15 protein-coding genes, 1 other RNA gene and 1 riboswitch are annotated in these 15,848 nt (G+C 68.3%); of the genes, 6 read left to right on the top strand and 10 right to left on the bottom strand.

Features of this window, described 5'->3' with window-relative positions; genetic code table 11:
• Positions 1–134: 134 nt before the first annotated feature.
• The 3 genes from BM43_RS20100 to lptF are packed head-to-tail and all read right to left on the bottom strand — an operon-like array spanning position 135 to position 2,777.
• Positions 135–509 carry a sirohydrochlorin chelatase gene (locus BM43_RS20100; RefSeq protein ID WP_013699092.1) on the bottom strand — a complete coding sequence of 125 codons (375 nt, stop codon included), beginning with the start codon at positions 507–509 and terminating at the stop codon, positions 135–137.
• Between the two features lie 24 nt (positions 510–533).
• Positions 534–1,682, bottom strand: coding sequence for an LPS export ABC transporter permease LptG (lptG, locus tag BM43_RS20095; RefSeq protein ID WP_013699091.1), 1,149 nt, complete (start codon positions 1,680–1,682; stop codon positions 534–536).
• 3 nt (positions 1,683–1,685) lie between these two features.
• On the bottom strand, positions 1,686–2,777 hold the full coding sequence (gene lptF, locus BM43_RS20090; protein ID WP_036049543.1) for an LPS export ABC transporter permease LptF: 1,092 nt from the start codon (positions 2,775–2,777) through the stop codon (positions 1,686–1,688).
• A 109-nt stretch (positions 2,778–2,886) separates the two neighbouring features.
• Here lptF and BM43_RS20085 point away from each other — a divergent pair, with 109 nt between their 5' ends.
• From BM43_RS20085 to BM43_RS37625, 3 genes are read left to right on the top strand one after another with little or no spacing between them, the layout of a single operon-like run.
• Complete coding sequence (locus tag BM43_RS20085; RefSeq protein ID WP_013699089.1) at positions 2,887–4,398, top strand: leucyl aminopeptidase; 1,512 nt, start codon at positions 2,887–2,889, stop codon at positions 4,396–4,398.
• Between the two features lie 43 nt (positions 4,399–4,441).
• Positions 4,442–4,858, top strand: coding sequence for a DNA polymerase III subunit chi (locus BM43_RS20080; RefSeq protein ID WP_013699088.1), 417 nt, complete (start codon positions 4,442–4,444; stop codon positions 4,856–4,858).
• Between the two features lie 17 nt (positions 4,859–4,875).
• Positions 4,876–6,342 (top strand): DUF2486 family protein, encoded by a 1,467-nt coding sequence (locus BM43_RS37625; RefSeq protein ID WP_052409257.1) that lies wholly within the window; start codon positions 4,876–4,878, stop codon positions 6,340–6,342.
• A gap of 148 nt (positions 6,343–6,490) precedes the next feature.
• Here the strand turns inward: BM43_RS37625 and BM43_RS20070 are convergent, their stop codons facing one another.
• The gene (locus tag BM43_RS20070; RefSeq protein WP_013699086.1) at positions 6,491–6,817 is read right to left on the bottom strand and encodes a c-type cytochrome; all 327 of its coding nucleotides are present in this window, start codon (positions 6,815–6,817) and stop codon (positions 6,491–6,493) included.
• Between the two features lie 156 nt (positions 6,818–6,973).
• Complete coding sequence (ilvD, locus tag BM43_RS20065) at positions 6,974–8,647, bottom strand: dihydroxy-acid dehydratase (RefSeq protein WP_036049545.1); 1,674 nt, start codon at positions 8,645–8,647, stop codon at positions 6,974–6,976.
• A gap of 130 nt (positions 8,648–8,777) precedes the next feature.
• Here ilvD and BM43_RS20060 point away from each other — a divergent pair, with 130 nt between their 5' ends.
• Both BM43_RS20060 and lgt read left to right on the top strand, forming a co-directional pair.
• Positions 8,778–9,689, top strand: coding sequence for a LysR family transcriptional regulator (locus BM43_RS20060; protein WP_013699084.1), 912 nt, complete (start codon positions 8,778–8,780; stop codon positions 9,687–9,689).
• A 94-nt stretch (positions 9,690–9,783) separates the two neighbouring features.
• The gene (gene lgt, locus BM43_RS20055; protein ID WP_036049547.1) at positions 9,784–10,674 is read left to right on the top strand and encodes a prolipoprotein diacylglyceryl transferase; all 891 of its coding nucleotides are present in this window, start codon (positions 9,784–9,786) and stop codon (positions 10,672–10,674) included.
• Between the two features lie 129 nt (positions 10,675–10,803).
• On the opposite strand, the gene BM43_RS20050 is transcribed toward lgt, so the two are convergent.
• From BM43_RS20050 to BM43_RS20035, 5 genes are all read right to left on the bottom strand, one after another.
• Entirely contained in the window at positions 10,804–11,505 is a 702-nt protein-coding gene (locus BM43_RS20050; RefSeq protein ID WP_036049549.1) for an SIMPL domain-containing protein, read from the bottom strand.
• 196 nt (positions 11,506–11,701) lie between these two features.
• Positions 11,702–12,163: an EVE domain-containing protein gene (locus BM43_RS20045; protein WP_013699081.1), complete on the bottom strand. Its 462-nt coding sequence runs from the start codon at positions 12,161–12,163 to the stop codon at positions 11,702–11,704.
• Between the two features lie 198 nt (positions 12,164–12,361).
• Positions 12,362–12,543, bottom strand: a non-coding RNA gene (gene ssrS / locus BM43_RS37840) — 6S RNA.
• 93 nt (positions 12,544–12,636) lie between these two features.
• Positions 12,637–12,951 (bottom strand): cell division protein ZapA, encoded by a 315-nt coding sequence (locus BM43_RS20040; RefSeq protein WP_013699080.1) that lies wholly within the window; start codon positions 12,949–12,951, stop codon positions 12,637–12,639.
• Positions 12,948–13,304: a hypothetical protein gene (locus BM43_RS20035; protein ID WP_013699079.1), complete on the bottom strand. Its 357-nt coding sequence runs from the start codon at positions 13,302–13,304 to the stop codon at positions 12,948–12,950. The genes BM43_RS20040 and BM43_RS20035 overlap by 4 nt, the downstream gene beginning before the upstream one ends.
• Before the next feature lie 175 nt (positions 13,305–13,479).
• Positions 13,480–13,760: riboswitch (cobalamin riboswitch) on the top strand.
• Positions 13,761–13,827: 67 nt separating this feature from the next.
• Here BM43_RS20035 and BM43_RS20030 point away from each other — a divergent pair.
• Positions 13,828–15,837 carry a TonB-dependent receptor domain-containing protein gene (locus tag BM43_RS20030; protein WP_036049551.1) on the top strand — a complete coding sequence of 670 codons (2,010 nt, stop codon included), beginning with the start codon at positions 13,828–13,830 and terminating at the stop codon, positions 15,835–15,837.
• The last annotated feature ends 11 nt before the right edge of the window (positions 15,838–15,848 follow it).

Raw genomic sequence — 15,848 nt, 5'->3', positions numbered from 1 at the left:
GTCGATACGAAGCAACGCCGGCCCTCGGGCCGGCGTTTCGCATTTCAGCGGCACATTCCCCGCACCATGAACAACGCCGGCGCGAGGCCGGCGTTTCGTATTTCAGCGAGCGGGAGCGCATCCCGGTCGAAAGTTCAGTCGCCCGCTTGCTGCAGGCAGTATGTCGCGATCGCGTCGAGCACCGAATCGTCCTCGCCGATCGCCGTGGCGCAGCGGATATCCACGCCGGGATGCGCCGCGCGGCAGGCCTCGACGATCTCGGGCAAGTCGCGCCGCACATGGCCACCCTGGCCGACGAACACCGGCACGATGGTGACGGTCGCGCAGCCGGCCGTGACATGGGCGGCCACCGCGTCCTCGAGCTCGGGCGGCATCAGTTCGAGAAAGGCCAGCGCGACGGGGCCGCTGGTATGGCTGGCGCGCACGCGCTCGGCCAGCCGCTCGAACGGCTCCATCCAGCGCGGGTCGCGCGAACCGTGTCCGAACAGGATGATCCCGTGTCTGCTCATCTTCCCTCCGTGGTGATCAGTGGCTCAGTGCCGGTCGACCCACTTGAGCCCGAACAGGCCGAGCGCCAGGTAGATCAGGCCGGGTAGCGCCGCGGTCAGCGGCGCAGGCCAGGTGTTGAGCGTGCCGATATGCGAGAACAGCGTGTTGAAGAGCTGGAAGCTCATGCCGAGCATGATGCCGCCGAACACCTTCACGCCGACCACGCCGGCGCGCGTGTGCAGGTACGCGAACGGCAGCGACAGCACCAGCATCACGAATACCGCGAACGGGTAGAGCAGCTTGCGCCACAGCGCGATGTCGTAGCGCTGGGTGTCCTGCTGGTTCTCGCGAAGATGCTGGATGTAGCGGAACAGGTTGAAGATCGACATGCGTTCCGGCGACACCAGCAGCACCGAGAGGATCTGTGGCGTGAGGTCCGAGCGCAGCGAATACTGCGGCATGCTCACCTGCTCGGAGCGATAGACCGGGTTCAGCGCATCCTTGGGCGTGTTCGGCGCCGGCACGATCGGCGAGAGCTGGGTGTCGGTCACGTCGGTCAGCAGCCAGTGGCCCGGCGGCGCGTAGCGCCCCGACTTGGCGATGCGCACGTTCTGCAGCTGGAACTTCGAGTCGAACTCGTAGATCCGCACGTTGCTGATGGTCGAGTCGGGTGAGAGCGTGCCGACGTTGACGAAGCGCGTGACGGGCTCGCCGTTGTCGCGCGCCGTCAGCGTGTCCTTGACCCACACGCCCGACTGGAAGTTCGACGACACCGAGGAGCCGAGCGCCTCGAGCCGCACGCGCTCGGAGAGCTGATCGGTATAGGGGCCGATGAACTCGCCGATCAGGTAGGTGACGATCACCAGCGGCACGCCAATCTTCAACAGCGAGCGCAGTGCCCGGTTGGTGGCCAGGCCCGAGACGCGGAAGATGGTGAATTCCGAGTTGGCGGCCATCTGCGCGAACACGTAGATGGCGCTGATCAGGGTGGCGACCGGGATGATCTCGTAGAAGCGCGAGGGCGTCTGCAGGCCCACGCGCAGCACCGCGTAGCCGAAGTTGTAGCTGCCGTGGCCGACCGAGTTCAGCTCGCTGATCAGGTCGAAGAAGAAGAACAGCCCCGAGAACGCGAACAGCACGAACACGAAGGTCAGGTAGATCTGGCGCGCGAAGTACTTTTCGTAGAGCCGCATCGGTCAGGCTCCCCGGCGGAACGTGGCGCGCGAGATCAGCGGCCGGTTGCGCACGCGCATCCAGAACAGGAAGGCGACGATGCCGGCCACCACCAGGTGCAGCACCACCAGGCCCACGCCGAACGGGATCTTGCCGCGCTCGATCTGCGACTGCATCACGTTGAGCAGGTTCGAATACGTCAGATAGATCAGCACGGCCATCACGAGGTTCACGGTGCGGCCGCGCCGCGGGTTCTGGTAGGCCAGCGGGATCGCGAGAATCATCAGATTGATGGCGATCAGCGGCAGGCCGACGCGCCAGGCGAATTCGGCGAGGTTCTCGTCGGTCGGATCGCGCAGCAGGTCCAGCGTCGGGGTGCTGGTGGTGGTCGGCTGGGTGACCACCTGCTTGCTCTGGATCTTCACGCCGTAGCGCTCGAACTGCATGATCTTGAAGTTCGGCTGGCCGGGCACGCCGTCGTAGCGGCGGCCGTTTTCCAGCACGATGAAGCGGTCGCCGTTCTGGGCGGTCTCGGTATGGCCGGTCTGCGACACCACCACGTTGACCTTGCCCTGCTCGGTGGTGGTGACGAACACGTTCTGCACGGCGGCCTGGTCGGCCGACATCTTCTCGATGAAGAACACGCGGTTGGTGGACGGCGACTCGCGGAACTGGCCCGGCGCGAGCAGCGAGACTTCGTCGCGCTGCTGGAAGCGCGCCTTGATCAGCTTGCTCTGCTGGTTCGACCAGGGCCAGCCGACGAAGGCGAAGAAGGCGATCAGCACGATGATGGGCGTGGCGAACACGCCGATCGGCTTGATCAGGCGCGTCAGGCTCACGCCCGAGGCGAGCCAGACCACCATTTCGGAGTCCTTGTACCAGCGCGTGAGCACGAACAGGATCGACACGAAGAGGGTGCCGACCAGGATCATCGCGAGATAGCCGATCACGGTGAGGCCGATCAGCACGAGCACGTCCTTCGGGCTGACCTGACCGGACGCTGCATAGCCGACGATGCGGATCATCATCGACGTCAGCATGATCGTGAGCAGCACCATGAAGACAGCGCCGGCGGTGTACGCAAGCTCGCGCTGGAGGGAGCGTTCGAAGATCATGTTTGAGGCGAAGAGGGCGGGGAGGGATACAGCGCGCCGCCACAGGAAAAATAGCGGATAATTGCGGCTTTCACCCACATAGCCCAGATTTTATCCGAGGACAAGCGCGATGGACTTTAGCATAAAAGGCTTTGATTGGAGCAAAGGTGCGTCCAAGGGGTTCCTGACCGGCAAGTCCGACTGCGTGGTGGTCGGCGTGTTCGAGTCGCAGACGCTGTCCGGCGCCGCGCTCGACATCGATGAAGCCGTCAAGGGCCTGGTGTCGCGCCTAGTCAAGGCCGGCGACATGGACGGCAAGCTCGGCAAGACGCTGTTCCTGCACGAGGTCGAGGGCATCGGCGCGTCCCGCGTGCTGCTGGTCGGCCTCGGCAAGCAGGACGGCTTCGGCCAGAAGGCCTACCAGGAAGCCGCGCGTGCCGCCTGGCGCGCGCTGCTGGCCACCAAGGTCGGCCAGGTCGCCTTCACGCTGGCACAACTGCCGGTGGCCGAGCGCGGCGCCGAGTGGAGCGTGCGCGCCGCGATTCTCGCGCTGCGCGGCGAGACCTACCGCTTCACGCAGATGAAGAGCAAGGCCGAACCGGCCCCGGCCACGCTCAAGCGCGTGGTGTTCAGCGTCGATCCGGCCGACGAGAAGGCCGCCAAGCAGGCCGCCAAGCAGGCCGTGGCGATCGCCAACGGCATGGATCTCACGCGTGACCTGGGCAACCTGCCCGGCAACGTCTGCACCCCCACCTATCTCGCCAATACCGCCAGGCAGCTGGCCAAGGACTGGGGCCTGAAGGCTGAGGTGCTCGGCCTCAAGCAGATCCAGGCGCTGAAGATGGGTTCCTTCCTGTCGGTCACGCGCGGTTCGGTCGAGCCGCCGCAGTTCATCGTGCTGCACTACCAGGGCGCCGCCGCCAAGGTCGCGCCGATCGTGCTGGTCGGCAAGGGCATCACCTTCGACACCGGCGGCATCTCGCTGAAGCCGGGCGAGGGCATGGACGAGATGAAGTACGACATGTGCGGCGCCGGCTCGGTGCTGGGCACCATGCGCGCGCTCGCCGAGATGGAGCTGAAGCTCAACGTGGTGGCGATCGTGCCGACCTGCGAGAACATGCCCTCGGGCCAGGCCACCAAGCCGGGCGACATCGTCACCAGCATGAAGGGCCTGACGATCGAGGTGCTGAACACCGACGCCGAAGGCCGCCTGATCCTCTGCGACGCGCTGACCTACGCCGAGCGCTTCAAGCCGGCCGCGGTGATCGACGTGGCGACCCTGACGGGCGCCTGCGTGATCGCGCTGGGCCACCACAACAGCGGCCTGTTCTCGAAGGACGACGCGCTGGCCGGCGAACTGCTCGACGCCTCGCGCGAAGCGGGCGATCCGGCCTGGCGCCTGCCGCTCGACGACGAGTACCAGGACCTGCTGAAGTCGAACTTCGCGGACCTGGCCAACATCGGCGGCCGTCCGGGCGGCAGCATCACGGCGGCCTGCTTCCTGGCGCGTTTCGCGGAAAGCTATCCGTGGGCGCACCTGGACATCGCCGGCACGGCCTGGAAGAGCGGTGCCGCCAAGGGCGCCACCGGCCGTCCGGTGCCGCTGCTCTCGCAGTTCCTGATCGACCGCGCCGGCGCGTGAGTGCAAGGTCGGAAAAGGCAGGCATGACGCGGCGGGGCGCCCGATGACACGAATCGATTTCCATTCGAACGTCGGCGACTCGCTCGCGTATGCGTGCCGGCTGCTGCGCAAGGCCTACCTGGCCGGCCAGGCCGTGGTGGTCTGCGCCGAGCCGGCGCGGCTGCGCACGCTCGACGAGCGGCTGTGGACCTTCTCGCCGCTCGATTTCATTCCCCATTGCTCGGTCGACAGCCCGCAGGCCTCGCAGACGCCGATCGTGCTGACCACCGATCTGTCGCGCGCCCCGCACGACGGCGTGCTGCTCAATCTCGGCGCCGAGGTGCCCGCGCAGTTCGCGCGCTTCGCCCGGCTGCTCGAGGTGGTCGGCAACGCGCCCGAGGAACTGGCGGCCGGCCGCGATCGCTACCGTTTCTACCGCGACCGCGGCTACGCGCTGAACAACTACAAGCAAGGCGGCTAGTCGCGCCTGGAGCCAACATGCCCGACGCCCACAACGAGTTCGACATTCCCGTGCTGACCGACGTGCTGGTGCCCGGCAAGTCCGTGCTCGCACGTCGTCCCTGGCAGGCCGCCGATGCGGCGCCGCCGCATGCCACCGACCTGCCCGAGTTGCCGCCGCAGGTGCCGCCCGAGCTGGCGGCTTCGGGCCTGCCGACGCTCGGCGGGGGCGCGGGCTTGTCCACCGCCTATGGCGCGCCGGCCGGAGCCGGGGCCGATGCGCTGCCGGCTTCGCACCTGGCGGCGGGCGAGCCGGCCGCGCTTGCACCGCGAGGGCTGGTTTCCTCGCCGGCGACGGCGCAGGGCGCCGAGGCGCCGGCGGAGCCTGTGTTCGTCGCGGCGGAGCCGGTGACGGTGCCGCCGGAATTCGCGGGCGAGCCGCAGCCCTTGCCTGAGGCGCACGAAGCGTCGGTTGCCAGCGAGCCGACGCAGGCGGAAGCCGCGTTCGTCGCGCCGGAGCCGGTATCGACGCCGCCGGAATTCGCGGGCGAGCCGCAGCCCTTGCCTGAGGCGCACGAAGCGTCGGTTGCCAGCGAGCCGACGCAGGCGGAAGCCGCGTTCGTCGCGCCGGAGCCGACATCGACGCCGCCGGAATTCGCGGCCGAGCCTCAGCCGTGGCCCGAGTCGCATGAGGCATCCACCTTCAGCGGGCCCGACCCGGCCGAAGCGGCATTCGTCGCGCCCGAGGCGAGCATCCCTCAGGAATTCTCGGCAAGCCCCGCTCCGCTCGTCGAGCCGCAGTCATCGCCGCTCGAATCCACTGAGGCCGAAGCCGTGTTCTTGGCCGCCGAGCCGGCGGTTCCCCAGGAATTCGCCGCGGCGCCGCAGCCGCTGCCTATCGAGGCCGTTCCCGCCGAGATGGAAGCGCGGCCCGATCCGCGCGACGACGAGCACGATGCGCCCGACAACGCACCGCTGGCCTATGCGCTCGACGGCCCCTCGCAAGAGCCTGCCGCCGCCTCGGCGACGCTGCACGGCGAAGCACTGCATCGGGCACCAGTCCCTCCCGACGATCTCGCCGCGCGCACCGAATCCGTGCTGCATCGCGTCGAGACGCTGGCGCCTGCCGCCTTCGCGCAGTTGTCGCCCGTTGCCGCCGAGACGCCGGTGCCGGCACGTTTCGCCGATGTCGAGGCGCTCCCGCCCGCCGAGCTGATCGGTGCTGCGCAAGCCGAACCCGTGCCGCCGCCCGCGGCGCCGATCGATTCCCGGCATATCGCCGAGCGGCTGCAAGGTCGTGTCGCCGACTATCTGTCCGGCGAGGGCCGTGCCCTGATCGACGCGCGTTGCCGCGAGGCGGTCCAGCAGCATGCCGCCTGGCTGGTCGGCGAGGTGTCGCAGCAGGTGGTGACGGCGCTGGCGCCTGAATTCGAGCGCTGGGTGGCCGAGGCCGTCGACGAGGCGCTCGCTCGGCGCGGCGCGCCGCAATCCCGGCAGGAGCACTGAGGCGTTCAGGGAGGTCGGCCAGGGCGGCTGGATCCGGCGCCCCGGCTCGCGGGACCGCTGCGGCCCCGAATGACAAACGCGCGACGCGCACTCCAGGTGCGCTCGCGCGTTTTCTTGTTTCAGGCCGCCGCTTCGCCGCGGCCCGTGTTCATTTCAAGGTCAGGATCCACTGCGCGAGGGTGCGCGCCTCGTCGCCGGTCACCTGGGTGTTGGCCGGCATCGGCACCGGCCCCCACACGCCGACGCTGCCCTTGACGATGGTCTGCACCAGATAGTCGGCCGCATCGGGGCGATTCATGTAGCGATCGGCGATGGCGTGGAAGGACGGCCCCATCAGGGGCGCGGCGACCGCATGGCAGGCCATGCAGTTCCTGCGTTGCGCGAGCAGCGGGCCGCTGGCCGGCTGCTGCGCCTGGGCCGGCAGGTTCGCGGCCAGCAGCAGGGCAAGCGTGGCTCGCAGTAGCGTGATTCTCATACGGGGTCTCCGCCGGCGCGAGGGCCGGCCTGGCTGTCCGCGCATTATAGAAGCAAAGAGGGCGCGAGCTCGTCGCGCCCCTCGTGCCCCTCGCGCCCCTCGTGCGAGTCGGCCAGGCCGTTCCTTCCGTCTTCTTTGCTGCCCGCGGCGAGTGCTTCAGCCCGTCACGGCGCCGCGATTCGCCGGCAGCGCCAGCGCCGCGTACTTGGCCAGCACGCCGCGCGTGTAACGCGGCGCCGGCCGCTGCCAGGCGGCGCGGCGGCGCGCCAGCTCGGCATCGTCGACATTCAACTGCAGCAGCAGGCGATGCGCGTCGATGGTGATCGAATCGCCTTCCTGGACCAGGGCGATGGTGCCGCCGGCGAAGGCCTCCGGCGCGACGTGGCCGACCACCATGCCCCAGGTGCCGCCCGAGAAGCGCCCGTCGGTGATCAGGCCCACCGATTCGCCGAGCCCCTTGCCGATGATCGCCGAGGTCGGCGCGAGCATCTCCGGCATGCCGGGGCCGCCTTGCGGGCCGAGATAGCGCAGCACCACCACGTCGCCGGCGCGGATGCGGTCGTCGAGGATCGCCTGCAGCGCGCTCTGCTCGTCGTCGAACACGCGCGCGGGCCCCGTGATCACCGGATTCTTCAGCCCGCTGATCTTGGCCACCGCGCCGTCCTCGGCGAGATTGCCCTTGAGGATCGCCAGGTGGCCTTCGCGATAGAGCGCCTGGTCGATCGGGAAGATCACCTGCTGGTCGGCGCGCGGCATCGAGGGCACCTCGCGCAGCGTCTCGGCCACCGTCTGGCCGGTGATGGTGAGGCACTCGCCATGCAGCAGCCCTGCATCGAGCAGGATCTTCATCACCTGCGGGATGCCGCCCGCGCGATGCAGGTCGGTGGCCACGTAGCGGCCCGAGGGCTTCAGGTCGCAGATCACCGGCACGCGTCGGCGGATCCGCTCGAAGTCGTCGATGCTCCAGTCGATCTCGGCGGCGTGCGCGATGGCCAGGAAGTGCAGCACGGCATTGGTCGAGCCGCCGGTGGCCATGATCACCGACACGGCGTTCTCGATCGATTCGCGGGTGATGATGTCGCGCGGTTTCAGGTCCCGCTTGACGGCCTCCACCAGCACGCGCGCCGACTCGGCCGCGGAATCGACCTTCTCCTGGTCGGGATTGGCCATCGTCGAGGAATAGGGCAGCGCCATGCCGAGCGCCTCGAAGGACGAGCTCATGGTGTTGGCCGTGTACATGCCGCCGCAGGAGCCCGTCGAGGGGCAGGCATTGCGCTCGATGCCGTCGAAGTCCTCCTGCGACATGCGCCCGGCCGTGAACTCGCCGACCGCCTCGAAGGCCGAGACGATGGTCAGGTCCTGCCCCTTCCAGTTGCCCGGGCGGATCGTGCCGCCATACACGTAGATGCCCGGCACGTTCAGCCGCGCCAGCGCGATCATGCCGCCCGGCATGTTCTTGTCGCAGCCGCCCACCACCACCACGCCGTCCATCCACTGCCCCTGCACGCAGGTCTCGATGCAATCGGCGATCACCTCGCGCGAGACCAGCGAATACTTCATGCCCTCGGTGCCCATCGACATGCCGTCCGAGATGGTGGGCGTGCCAAAGATCTGCGGATTGGCGCCGGCCGCCTTGACGGCCTCGACCGCCGCGTCCGACAGGCGCTGCAGGCCGGCATTGCAGGGCGTGATGGTGGAGTGGCCGTTGGCGATGCCGATCATCGGCTTGTCGAAGTCCGCCTGCTGGTAGCCGAGTGCGTAGTACATCGAACGGTTCGGCGAGCGGGCCACGCCCTGCGTGATGTTTTTCGAGCGACGGTTGTAGGACATGGGGGACTCCATCCGGGTTGTGGACATCCGGCGCGCGCCAGGGCAGCCGTGGTCAGGCAAGCATGGGCTGTCCCTCGGCACCTGTCCAATATATTATTCGTGGCCAATTGAGTCGCTGAGGATATCAATCATGGCCGAACCGACCCCCGATCTGCGGCAATGGCGCTACTTCGTGGCGGTGGCCGAGGAGCGTCATTTCGGGCGCGCGGCGACGCGCCTGTCGATCACGCAGCCGCCGCTGTCGCAGGCGATCCGCGCGCTGGAGGCCGCGCTCGGCGTGCTGCTGTTCGTGCGCACCCAGCGCTCGGTGGAGTTGTCGGCGGTCGGCGCGGCCTTGCTGCCCGAGGTGCGGCGCCTGCTGGCGGCCGCCGACGCGCTGCCACCGCTGGCCACCAGCCTGGCGCGCGGCGAGGCCGGCACGCTCGCGCTGGCCTTCGTCTCGACCGCCGATTACGGCCTGCTGCCGGCGCTGCTGCGCGAGTTCGGGGCGCGCTACCCGCGCGTGCGCCTGCAGCTGACCGAGGCCACCAGCGACCTGCAGGTCGAGATGCTGGCCGAAGGCCGGATCGACGCCGGGCTGGTGATCGAGCCGCTGCCGCCCCGCCACGCGGCCGGCCTGTCCTATCTCGGCGTGGCGCGCGAGCCGCTGGTGGTGGCGATGCCCGAGGAGGCCGCGGTGCCGGGCGAGGACGGCCCGATCGGGCTCGAGCAACTGGCCGATCTGCCGCTGGTGATCTTCCCGCGTCGTCTGGCGCCCGGCTTTTATGACATCATTACGGGCTGCTATGGGGCGCGGGGCCTGACGCCGCGCATCGGCCAGGAGGCGATCCAGATGCAGACCATCGTCAGCCTCGTGTCGGCCGGCATGGGCGTCGCACTGGTGCCGCAATCGCTGCGTAACCTGCGTCGCACCGGTGTCGTCTACCGTGCGCTGGCGGGCGGCACGCCGATCGTCGAGACCGGCCTGGTCTGGCGCACCCGGGACGTCAGCCCGGTGCTGGCGGGCTTCATCGAGATCGTGCGGCGCGCCGCGCCGGCCTGATGCACGCGGCGCGAACGCGGGCGGGATCGCACCGTCAAACAGCAGGCGCGGCGCACGAACGCCGCGTCGATTCAGCAACCATCCACACCGACTCATGATCATTCACCCCAATTTCGATCCCGTCGCGATTCATCTCGGACCGTTGGCCGTGCGCTGGTACGGGCTCATGTATCTCGTCGGCTTCATCGCGGCGATCGTCGTCGGCCGCGTGCGGCTCAAGCTGCCGCATGTCGCCGCGCAAGGCTGGACCGCCAAGGACATCGACGACATGATGTTCTACGGCGTGCTCGGCGTGGTGCTGGGCGGGCGGCTCGGCTACGTGCTGTTCTACAAGGCCGGCTACTACTTCGCGCATCCGCTCGACATCTTCCGCGTCTGGGAAGGCGGGATGTCGTTCCACGGCGGCTTCCTCGGCGTGCTGGCCGCGATGGTGCTGTTCGCCTGGCAGCGCAAGCGCACCTGGCTGCAGGTGACGGACTTCATCGCGCCGATGGTGCCCACCGGCCTGGCCGCGGGCCGCTTCGGCAACTTCATCAACGGCGAGCTGTGGGGCCGCGTGACGAGCCCCGACGCGCCCTGGGCGATGCTGTTCCCCGGCGCCTCGCGCGACGACGCGATCTGGCTCGCGCATCATCCCGACCTCGCCGCGAAGTGGAACCTGAACGAGGTGTTCATGCAGTACCAGATGCTGCCGCGCCATCCCTCGCAGCTCTACGAGATCGCGCTGGAGGGCATCACGCTGTTCCTGCTGCTGTTCTTCTTCTCGCGCAAGGCGCGCCCGACCGGCGCGGTGTCGGCGCTGTTCCTGATCGGCTATGGCCTGGCGCGCTTCACGGTGGAATTCGCCCGCGAGCCCGACGATTTCCTCGGCCTGCTCGCGCTGGGCCTGTCGATGGGCCAGTGGCTGTCGCTGCCGATGATCATCGCCGGCGTGCTGATGATGCTGTGGGCCTATCGCAAGGGGCGTGTCGCGACGCCGGCATGAGTTCGCGCGGTCCTCGTCGAACGATGTGACACGACGATGTGAAAAAGGCCCGACCGGTGCAAGCCGGTCGGGCCTTTTGTCATCTCATGCCGCCACGCCGCTCGCGGGCGGCACGCGCATCGACGCGATTTACTTCATCTGCACCGAGCCGTTCACGTTGACGGTGACGGTCGACTTGCCGCCCTCGACGGCGATCGGCGCGGCGGCGGCCTTCGCCATCATCGGCGCGGCGTCCATCGCCATCATGCGCGGGTAGGGCTGCACGCTGCGGCCGCCGCCGACATTGACTTCGCGGATCGCGTAGCCGCTGTAGCCGAAGGCCTTGGCCGCCTCGGCGGCGCGGTTGCGGAATGACTGGATCGCTTCCGAGGTCAGCTTCTGCTCGGCCGCGCGCTGCGCTTCCGGCGACAGCGAGAACTCGACGTTGCCGACTTGCAGGGTGCTGGCGAGGTCACCCGCGAGCTTCGAGGCCGCGGTGAAATCGCGCGACTCCAGCACGATCTCGGTGCGGCCGCGCCAGGCGGCGATCTTGCCGTCGCGGTCGTTGCTCGGGTAGACCGAGAAGCCGCCGGTGCGCGCGGTCACGCCCGACACGCCGCGCGCGCGGGCCAGCGCGGCGTCGGCGCGGCGATTGAGCTCGGTCGTCAGGCTGCCCGGATCCTTCGCTTCCTGTTCGTAGAACAGCGTGATGTCGACCACATCCTGCGGCACGTCGGTGCTGGCCTGTGCCGACAGCGACAGCACGCCCGCAGGCTGGGGCGCGACTTGTGCCTGCACCGCGGGGATCACGGCGGCCAGGGCGAGGGCGAGTACGGCAGCGGATTTTTTCATCGTATGAGCTCCTGTTCTGTGCGCGGCCAGCGGCCCGTGCCACATCGTGCCGCGCGTCTTGTCGAGGCGATCGATGGAACCGGGGTTCCGCCGATCGCGCGAGCGTTAGGCCGATGAAAGGCGTGCCGAGTTCCGGCACCACACGCGCGATTTACCTTTGCTGACAGATCTCGCGGCGAGCCGGCCGGCACCTGCCTCACTTCATCAGCTTCTCGGTGATGAACTTCCATTCGGCGCGCGTGACCGGCGTGATCGAGAGCCGGTTGCCCCTGGCGAGCACGCGCATCTCGGCGAGCTCGTCGTGCTCGCGCAGCGCGGCCAGCGGAATCAAGGGGGTCTTCTTCACGAAGCGCACGTCCACCAGGCTCCAGCGCGGCTCTTCCCGCTTCGACTTCGGATCGTGATAGGGGCTGGCCGGATCGAACTGGGTCGGATCGGGATAGGGCGTCGACGAGACTTCGGCCAGGCCCGCGATGCCGGGCTCGGGACAGCTCGAGTGATAGAACAGCACGCCGTCGCCGATGCGCATGGTGTCGCGCATGAAATTGCGAGCCTGATAATTGCGCACGCCCGTCCAGGGCAGGGTGTGTTTCGGCGCGGCGGCGAGATCGTCGATGCTCGCCTCGTCCGGTTCGGATTTCATCAGCCAGAATTGCATGAGGGCGGTCCGCTGAAAGAAGGGGCAGGGAACGCGCGCGGCGGGAGCAGCGGCCGTCGCGACGACGCTTGCCGGGTGAGACGGGAATGCGATCGCCTAGCGTGCCTCGTGATCGCCGATCCAGGGCACGCGAGCCGTTTGAAGCACAAATCGAAGCACAAATGAAAACGGCATCGGAACTGGTCCGATGCCGTCGAATAGGTCCCCGCCTTGGCCGCTAGGCCGGCATCCTGAACCTGAGGTTCAGAATTGGTCGCAGTTAGCAGCACTTCGGGTACATCAGACAGAGTGACGCGCGCGCCCGTGCTACAAATTTCCGCAACCGTGCACATGGCATTGGTTCAAGGAATATATGACCTTGGCGAACCAGGCAGGGAAGCTGAGAGAACCTAGTGAATCCGATCTTGTGAAACGAATTCGCATGAACCGCTTACTTCGGTGCAGCCGCTGGCTTGTCCGCCGCGCCGCGCTGCTTACCGCGACTCGTGCTGGGCCAGTACCGCGCCGAGCTGTTCATTCATGTGGCGCATTGTACGCCGGATTTCTTCCGCGGGAAATGCCTCGCCGTGACGAACGCTCTGTTGCAGGCGAAGCAACTCCGAGGCGAGCGACAGCGCGGCCATCACCGCGATCCGATCGGTGCCGCGCACCGAGCTGTTGGCGCGGATCTTCGACATCTCGGCGTCGACGCGCGCGACCGCCTCGAGCAGGGCTGCTTCGGTTTCCGGCGAGCAGGCGAGGCGATAGGCCTGGCCGAGAATCGAGACTTCGATCTGCTTGCTGCTCATGCATGTTCTCCGTGGCTGGCCGCGTCGTCGCCGCCGTTGCCGGCAGCCTCGCCGCCGCCGAGCAGGTCGAGCTGGCTGTCGCCGTCGGCGGCCTGGCGCGTGCGCGGCAGCTTCTCGAGGATCGCGTTGAGCTTGATCTGCGCATCGTCGATCTTCGCCGACAGCGCATCGCGCTCGGCGACCAGGCCGTTGCGTTCGTCGCGCAACTGATCGAGCTCGACGCGCACGGCTTCGGCTTGCGCGCGCAATTGCGCGACTTGCTCCTCGAGCGCGAGCCGTTCCGTGTGATGGCGTTGGTTCAGCGCAATCAGGCGGCCAATGTTCTGGGATAGGGTTTCGAGTTCGTTGAGCATCTGCTGCGTCCTCTAAAGACCGGGCATTTTAGCGCGGAAAGCGCCTTGTACCGACTTTTGTAACGTATCCAGACGTAACCACCCCCCTTCTTGCCGCGAAGTGACACGGGAAATGCCGTTTTGCCGGCGTTGCGTGCGTCCGACGCGCGTTTCTTGACGCTGCCCGGGGGCGCTCCTACACTGGCGCCGCTTCGGTGCTCGCGCGCGGCCTCGACGAGGGCGCGCGCGGTTAAACGGGAAGCAGGGAGCAATGCCCGCGCGGCATGCCAACCTGCGCTGCCCCCGCAACGGTAAGCGACCGCGTCGATCGCGCTGGCGATCCTGGCGCAAGCCGCCCCTCGATGGCGGCCCTCACGCGAACGAGGGCCGCCGTGGCCACTGCGCGCCTGGTTCGCGCGGGAAGGCGGGGGTGGGCTGGTCGCCAGCCCGGATACCGGCCGAAGCGGGGAAGCGCGCGGCCTGCGCGCTTCCGGAGGCGGCGCTGCGGGGAGGCAGGGCCGCGCGAATCCACAGGATGTTCCCGATGTTCACCGCGTTTGTCCGCGCCGCCCTGCTCGCGGCTTGCGGGCTGCCTTGCCTGTCGCTCGCCCAGGTTGCGCAGGGCGCGTCCCGCGCGTCTGATATAGCCGCCGCCAGCGATGCCAGCGCCGCCAGCGATGCCACGGGCTCCGCCGCCGCGCCGTCCGTCGCGCGAAGCAGCGACCGCGCCGCCGTTGCGTCCACCGCCACGGCTTCATCCAGCGCCGCATCGTCCGCCGATCCCGCCGCGCCGGTCGCGCTCGACTCGGTGGTGGTGAGCGCGAGCCGCGGCGCGCAGAAGCTCGCCGACGCGCTGCCGCAAACCACCCTCTTCACGCGCGAGGACATCGAACACAGCAGCGCGTCCGATCTTCCTGGCCTGCTCGCGTTCGCACCCGGCGCGCAGATCGTGCGCAACGGCGGCCCCGGCTCGAACACCTCGCTGTTCCTGCGCGGCGCGCAGTCGAACCAGTCGCTGCTGCTGATCGACGGCGTGCGCGTCGATTCGGCCAGCCTCGGCGCCGCGCAACTGAGCCAGCTCACGCTCGAGCAGATCGACCACGTCGAGATCGTCAACGGCAACGTCTCCTCGCTGTACGGCTCGGGCGCGATCGGCGGCGTGGTGCAGGTGTTCACGCGCGACGGCGGCAATCATCCGCCGCGCTTCTATTTCTCGGCCGGCTACGGCAGCTATCACACGCAGTCGCAGCAGGCCGGCGTCTCGGGCCGGCTCGATGCGGACGGCAGCACCACCTTCTCGCTGTCGCTGTCGCGCGACAAGACCGACGGCTTCTCGGCGATCGACCCGGTGCAGCAGCCGGGCGCCAATCCGAACGCGAACGGCAACCTGAACGAGAGTCTCTCGGCCTCGCTCAAGCATCGTTTCGCGAACGGCTGGCGCGCGGGCCTCGACTACTTCCAGTCGAACGGCGAGAACAGCTACGACAACCCCTTCGGGCAGGCCACGACCGATCTCAACACGCTCTACAGCCGCGTGCAGCAGATCTCGGCGCACGCCGAGGGCAAGCTGACCGACTGGTGGACCACCCACCTGCGTGTGTCGAGCGGCAACGACCGCAGCCAGAGCTGGCTGAACGGCGCCTACACCGACCACTTCAACACCGACAACCGCCAGTACAGCTGGCAGAACGATTTCACGGTGGCGCGCGGCCAGGCCATCCAGGCCGGCTACGAGCGGCTCGACCAGGCCTTCGCTTCCGATGTCTACTCGGCGCCGCAGCGGCACGTGAATTCCGGCTGGCTCGGCTACACGGGCCGCTTCGGCAACAGCCAGGTGCAGGCCAACCTGCGGCGCGACCAGTATTCGGATTTCGGCGGCGCGAACAGCTACTATCTCGGCTACGGATACGACCTGGGCGAGCACTGGAAGGTCACGGCGAGCTATTCGGATGCGTTTCGCGCGCCGACCTTCAACGACCTGTACTACCCCGATGCCGGCAATCCCGCGCTGGTGCCCGAGCGCAGCCATTCGATCGAGGCCGCGCTGCAATATGCCTCGGACGCGCTGGGCGTGATGCGGCTGAGCCTGTTCCAGACGCGCTACGCGAACCTGATCCAGTACGAGCCCGATGCGTCGGGCCTGGTCTATACGGCGCAGAACGTCGGGCGCGCCAAGGTGCAGGGCATCGAGGGCTCGTGGCAGGGGCATCTGGGCAAGACCGACCTGCACGCCTCGGCGACCTTCCAGAACCCGGTCGACCAGAGCGGCGACCAGGACCTGCTGCGGCACGCGCGGCGCTTCGCGTCGTTCTCGGCCAGCCATCCGTTCGGCGGCTGGCGCGTCGGTGCCGAGTGGCTGCTGAGCGGCGCGCGCAGCGACAGCGCGCAGACGCTCGGCGGCTACGGCGTGGTGAACCTGACGGCGCGCTACGACATCACCAAGGCGTGGTACGTGAGCGCGCATCTCGACAACCTGCTCGACAAGGACTACCAGCTTGCCTACGGGTACAACACGCCGCGGCGCGGCGCCTACGTCACGATCGGCTGGCGCTAGCCATGACGTCG

This window comes from Burkholderia gladioli (assembly GCF_000959725.1).
Taxonomy (GTDB): Bacteria; Pseudomonadota; Gammaproteobacteria; order Burkholderiales; family Burkholderiaceae; genus Burkholderia; species Burkholderia gladioli.
This window is presented reverse-complemented; position numbering and strand designations above follow the sequence as displayed.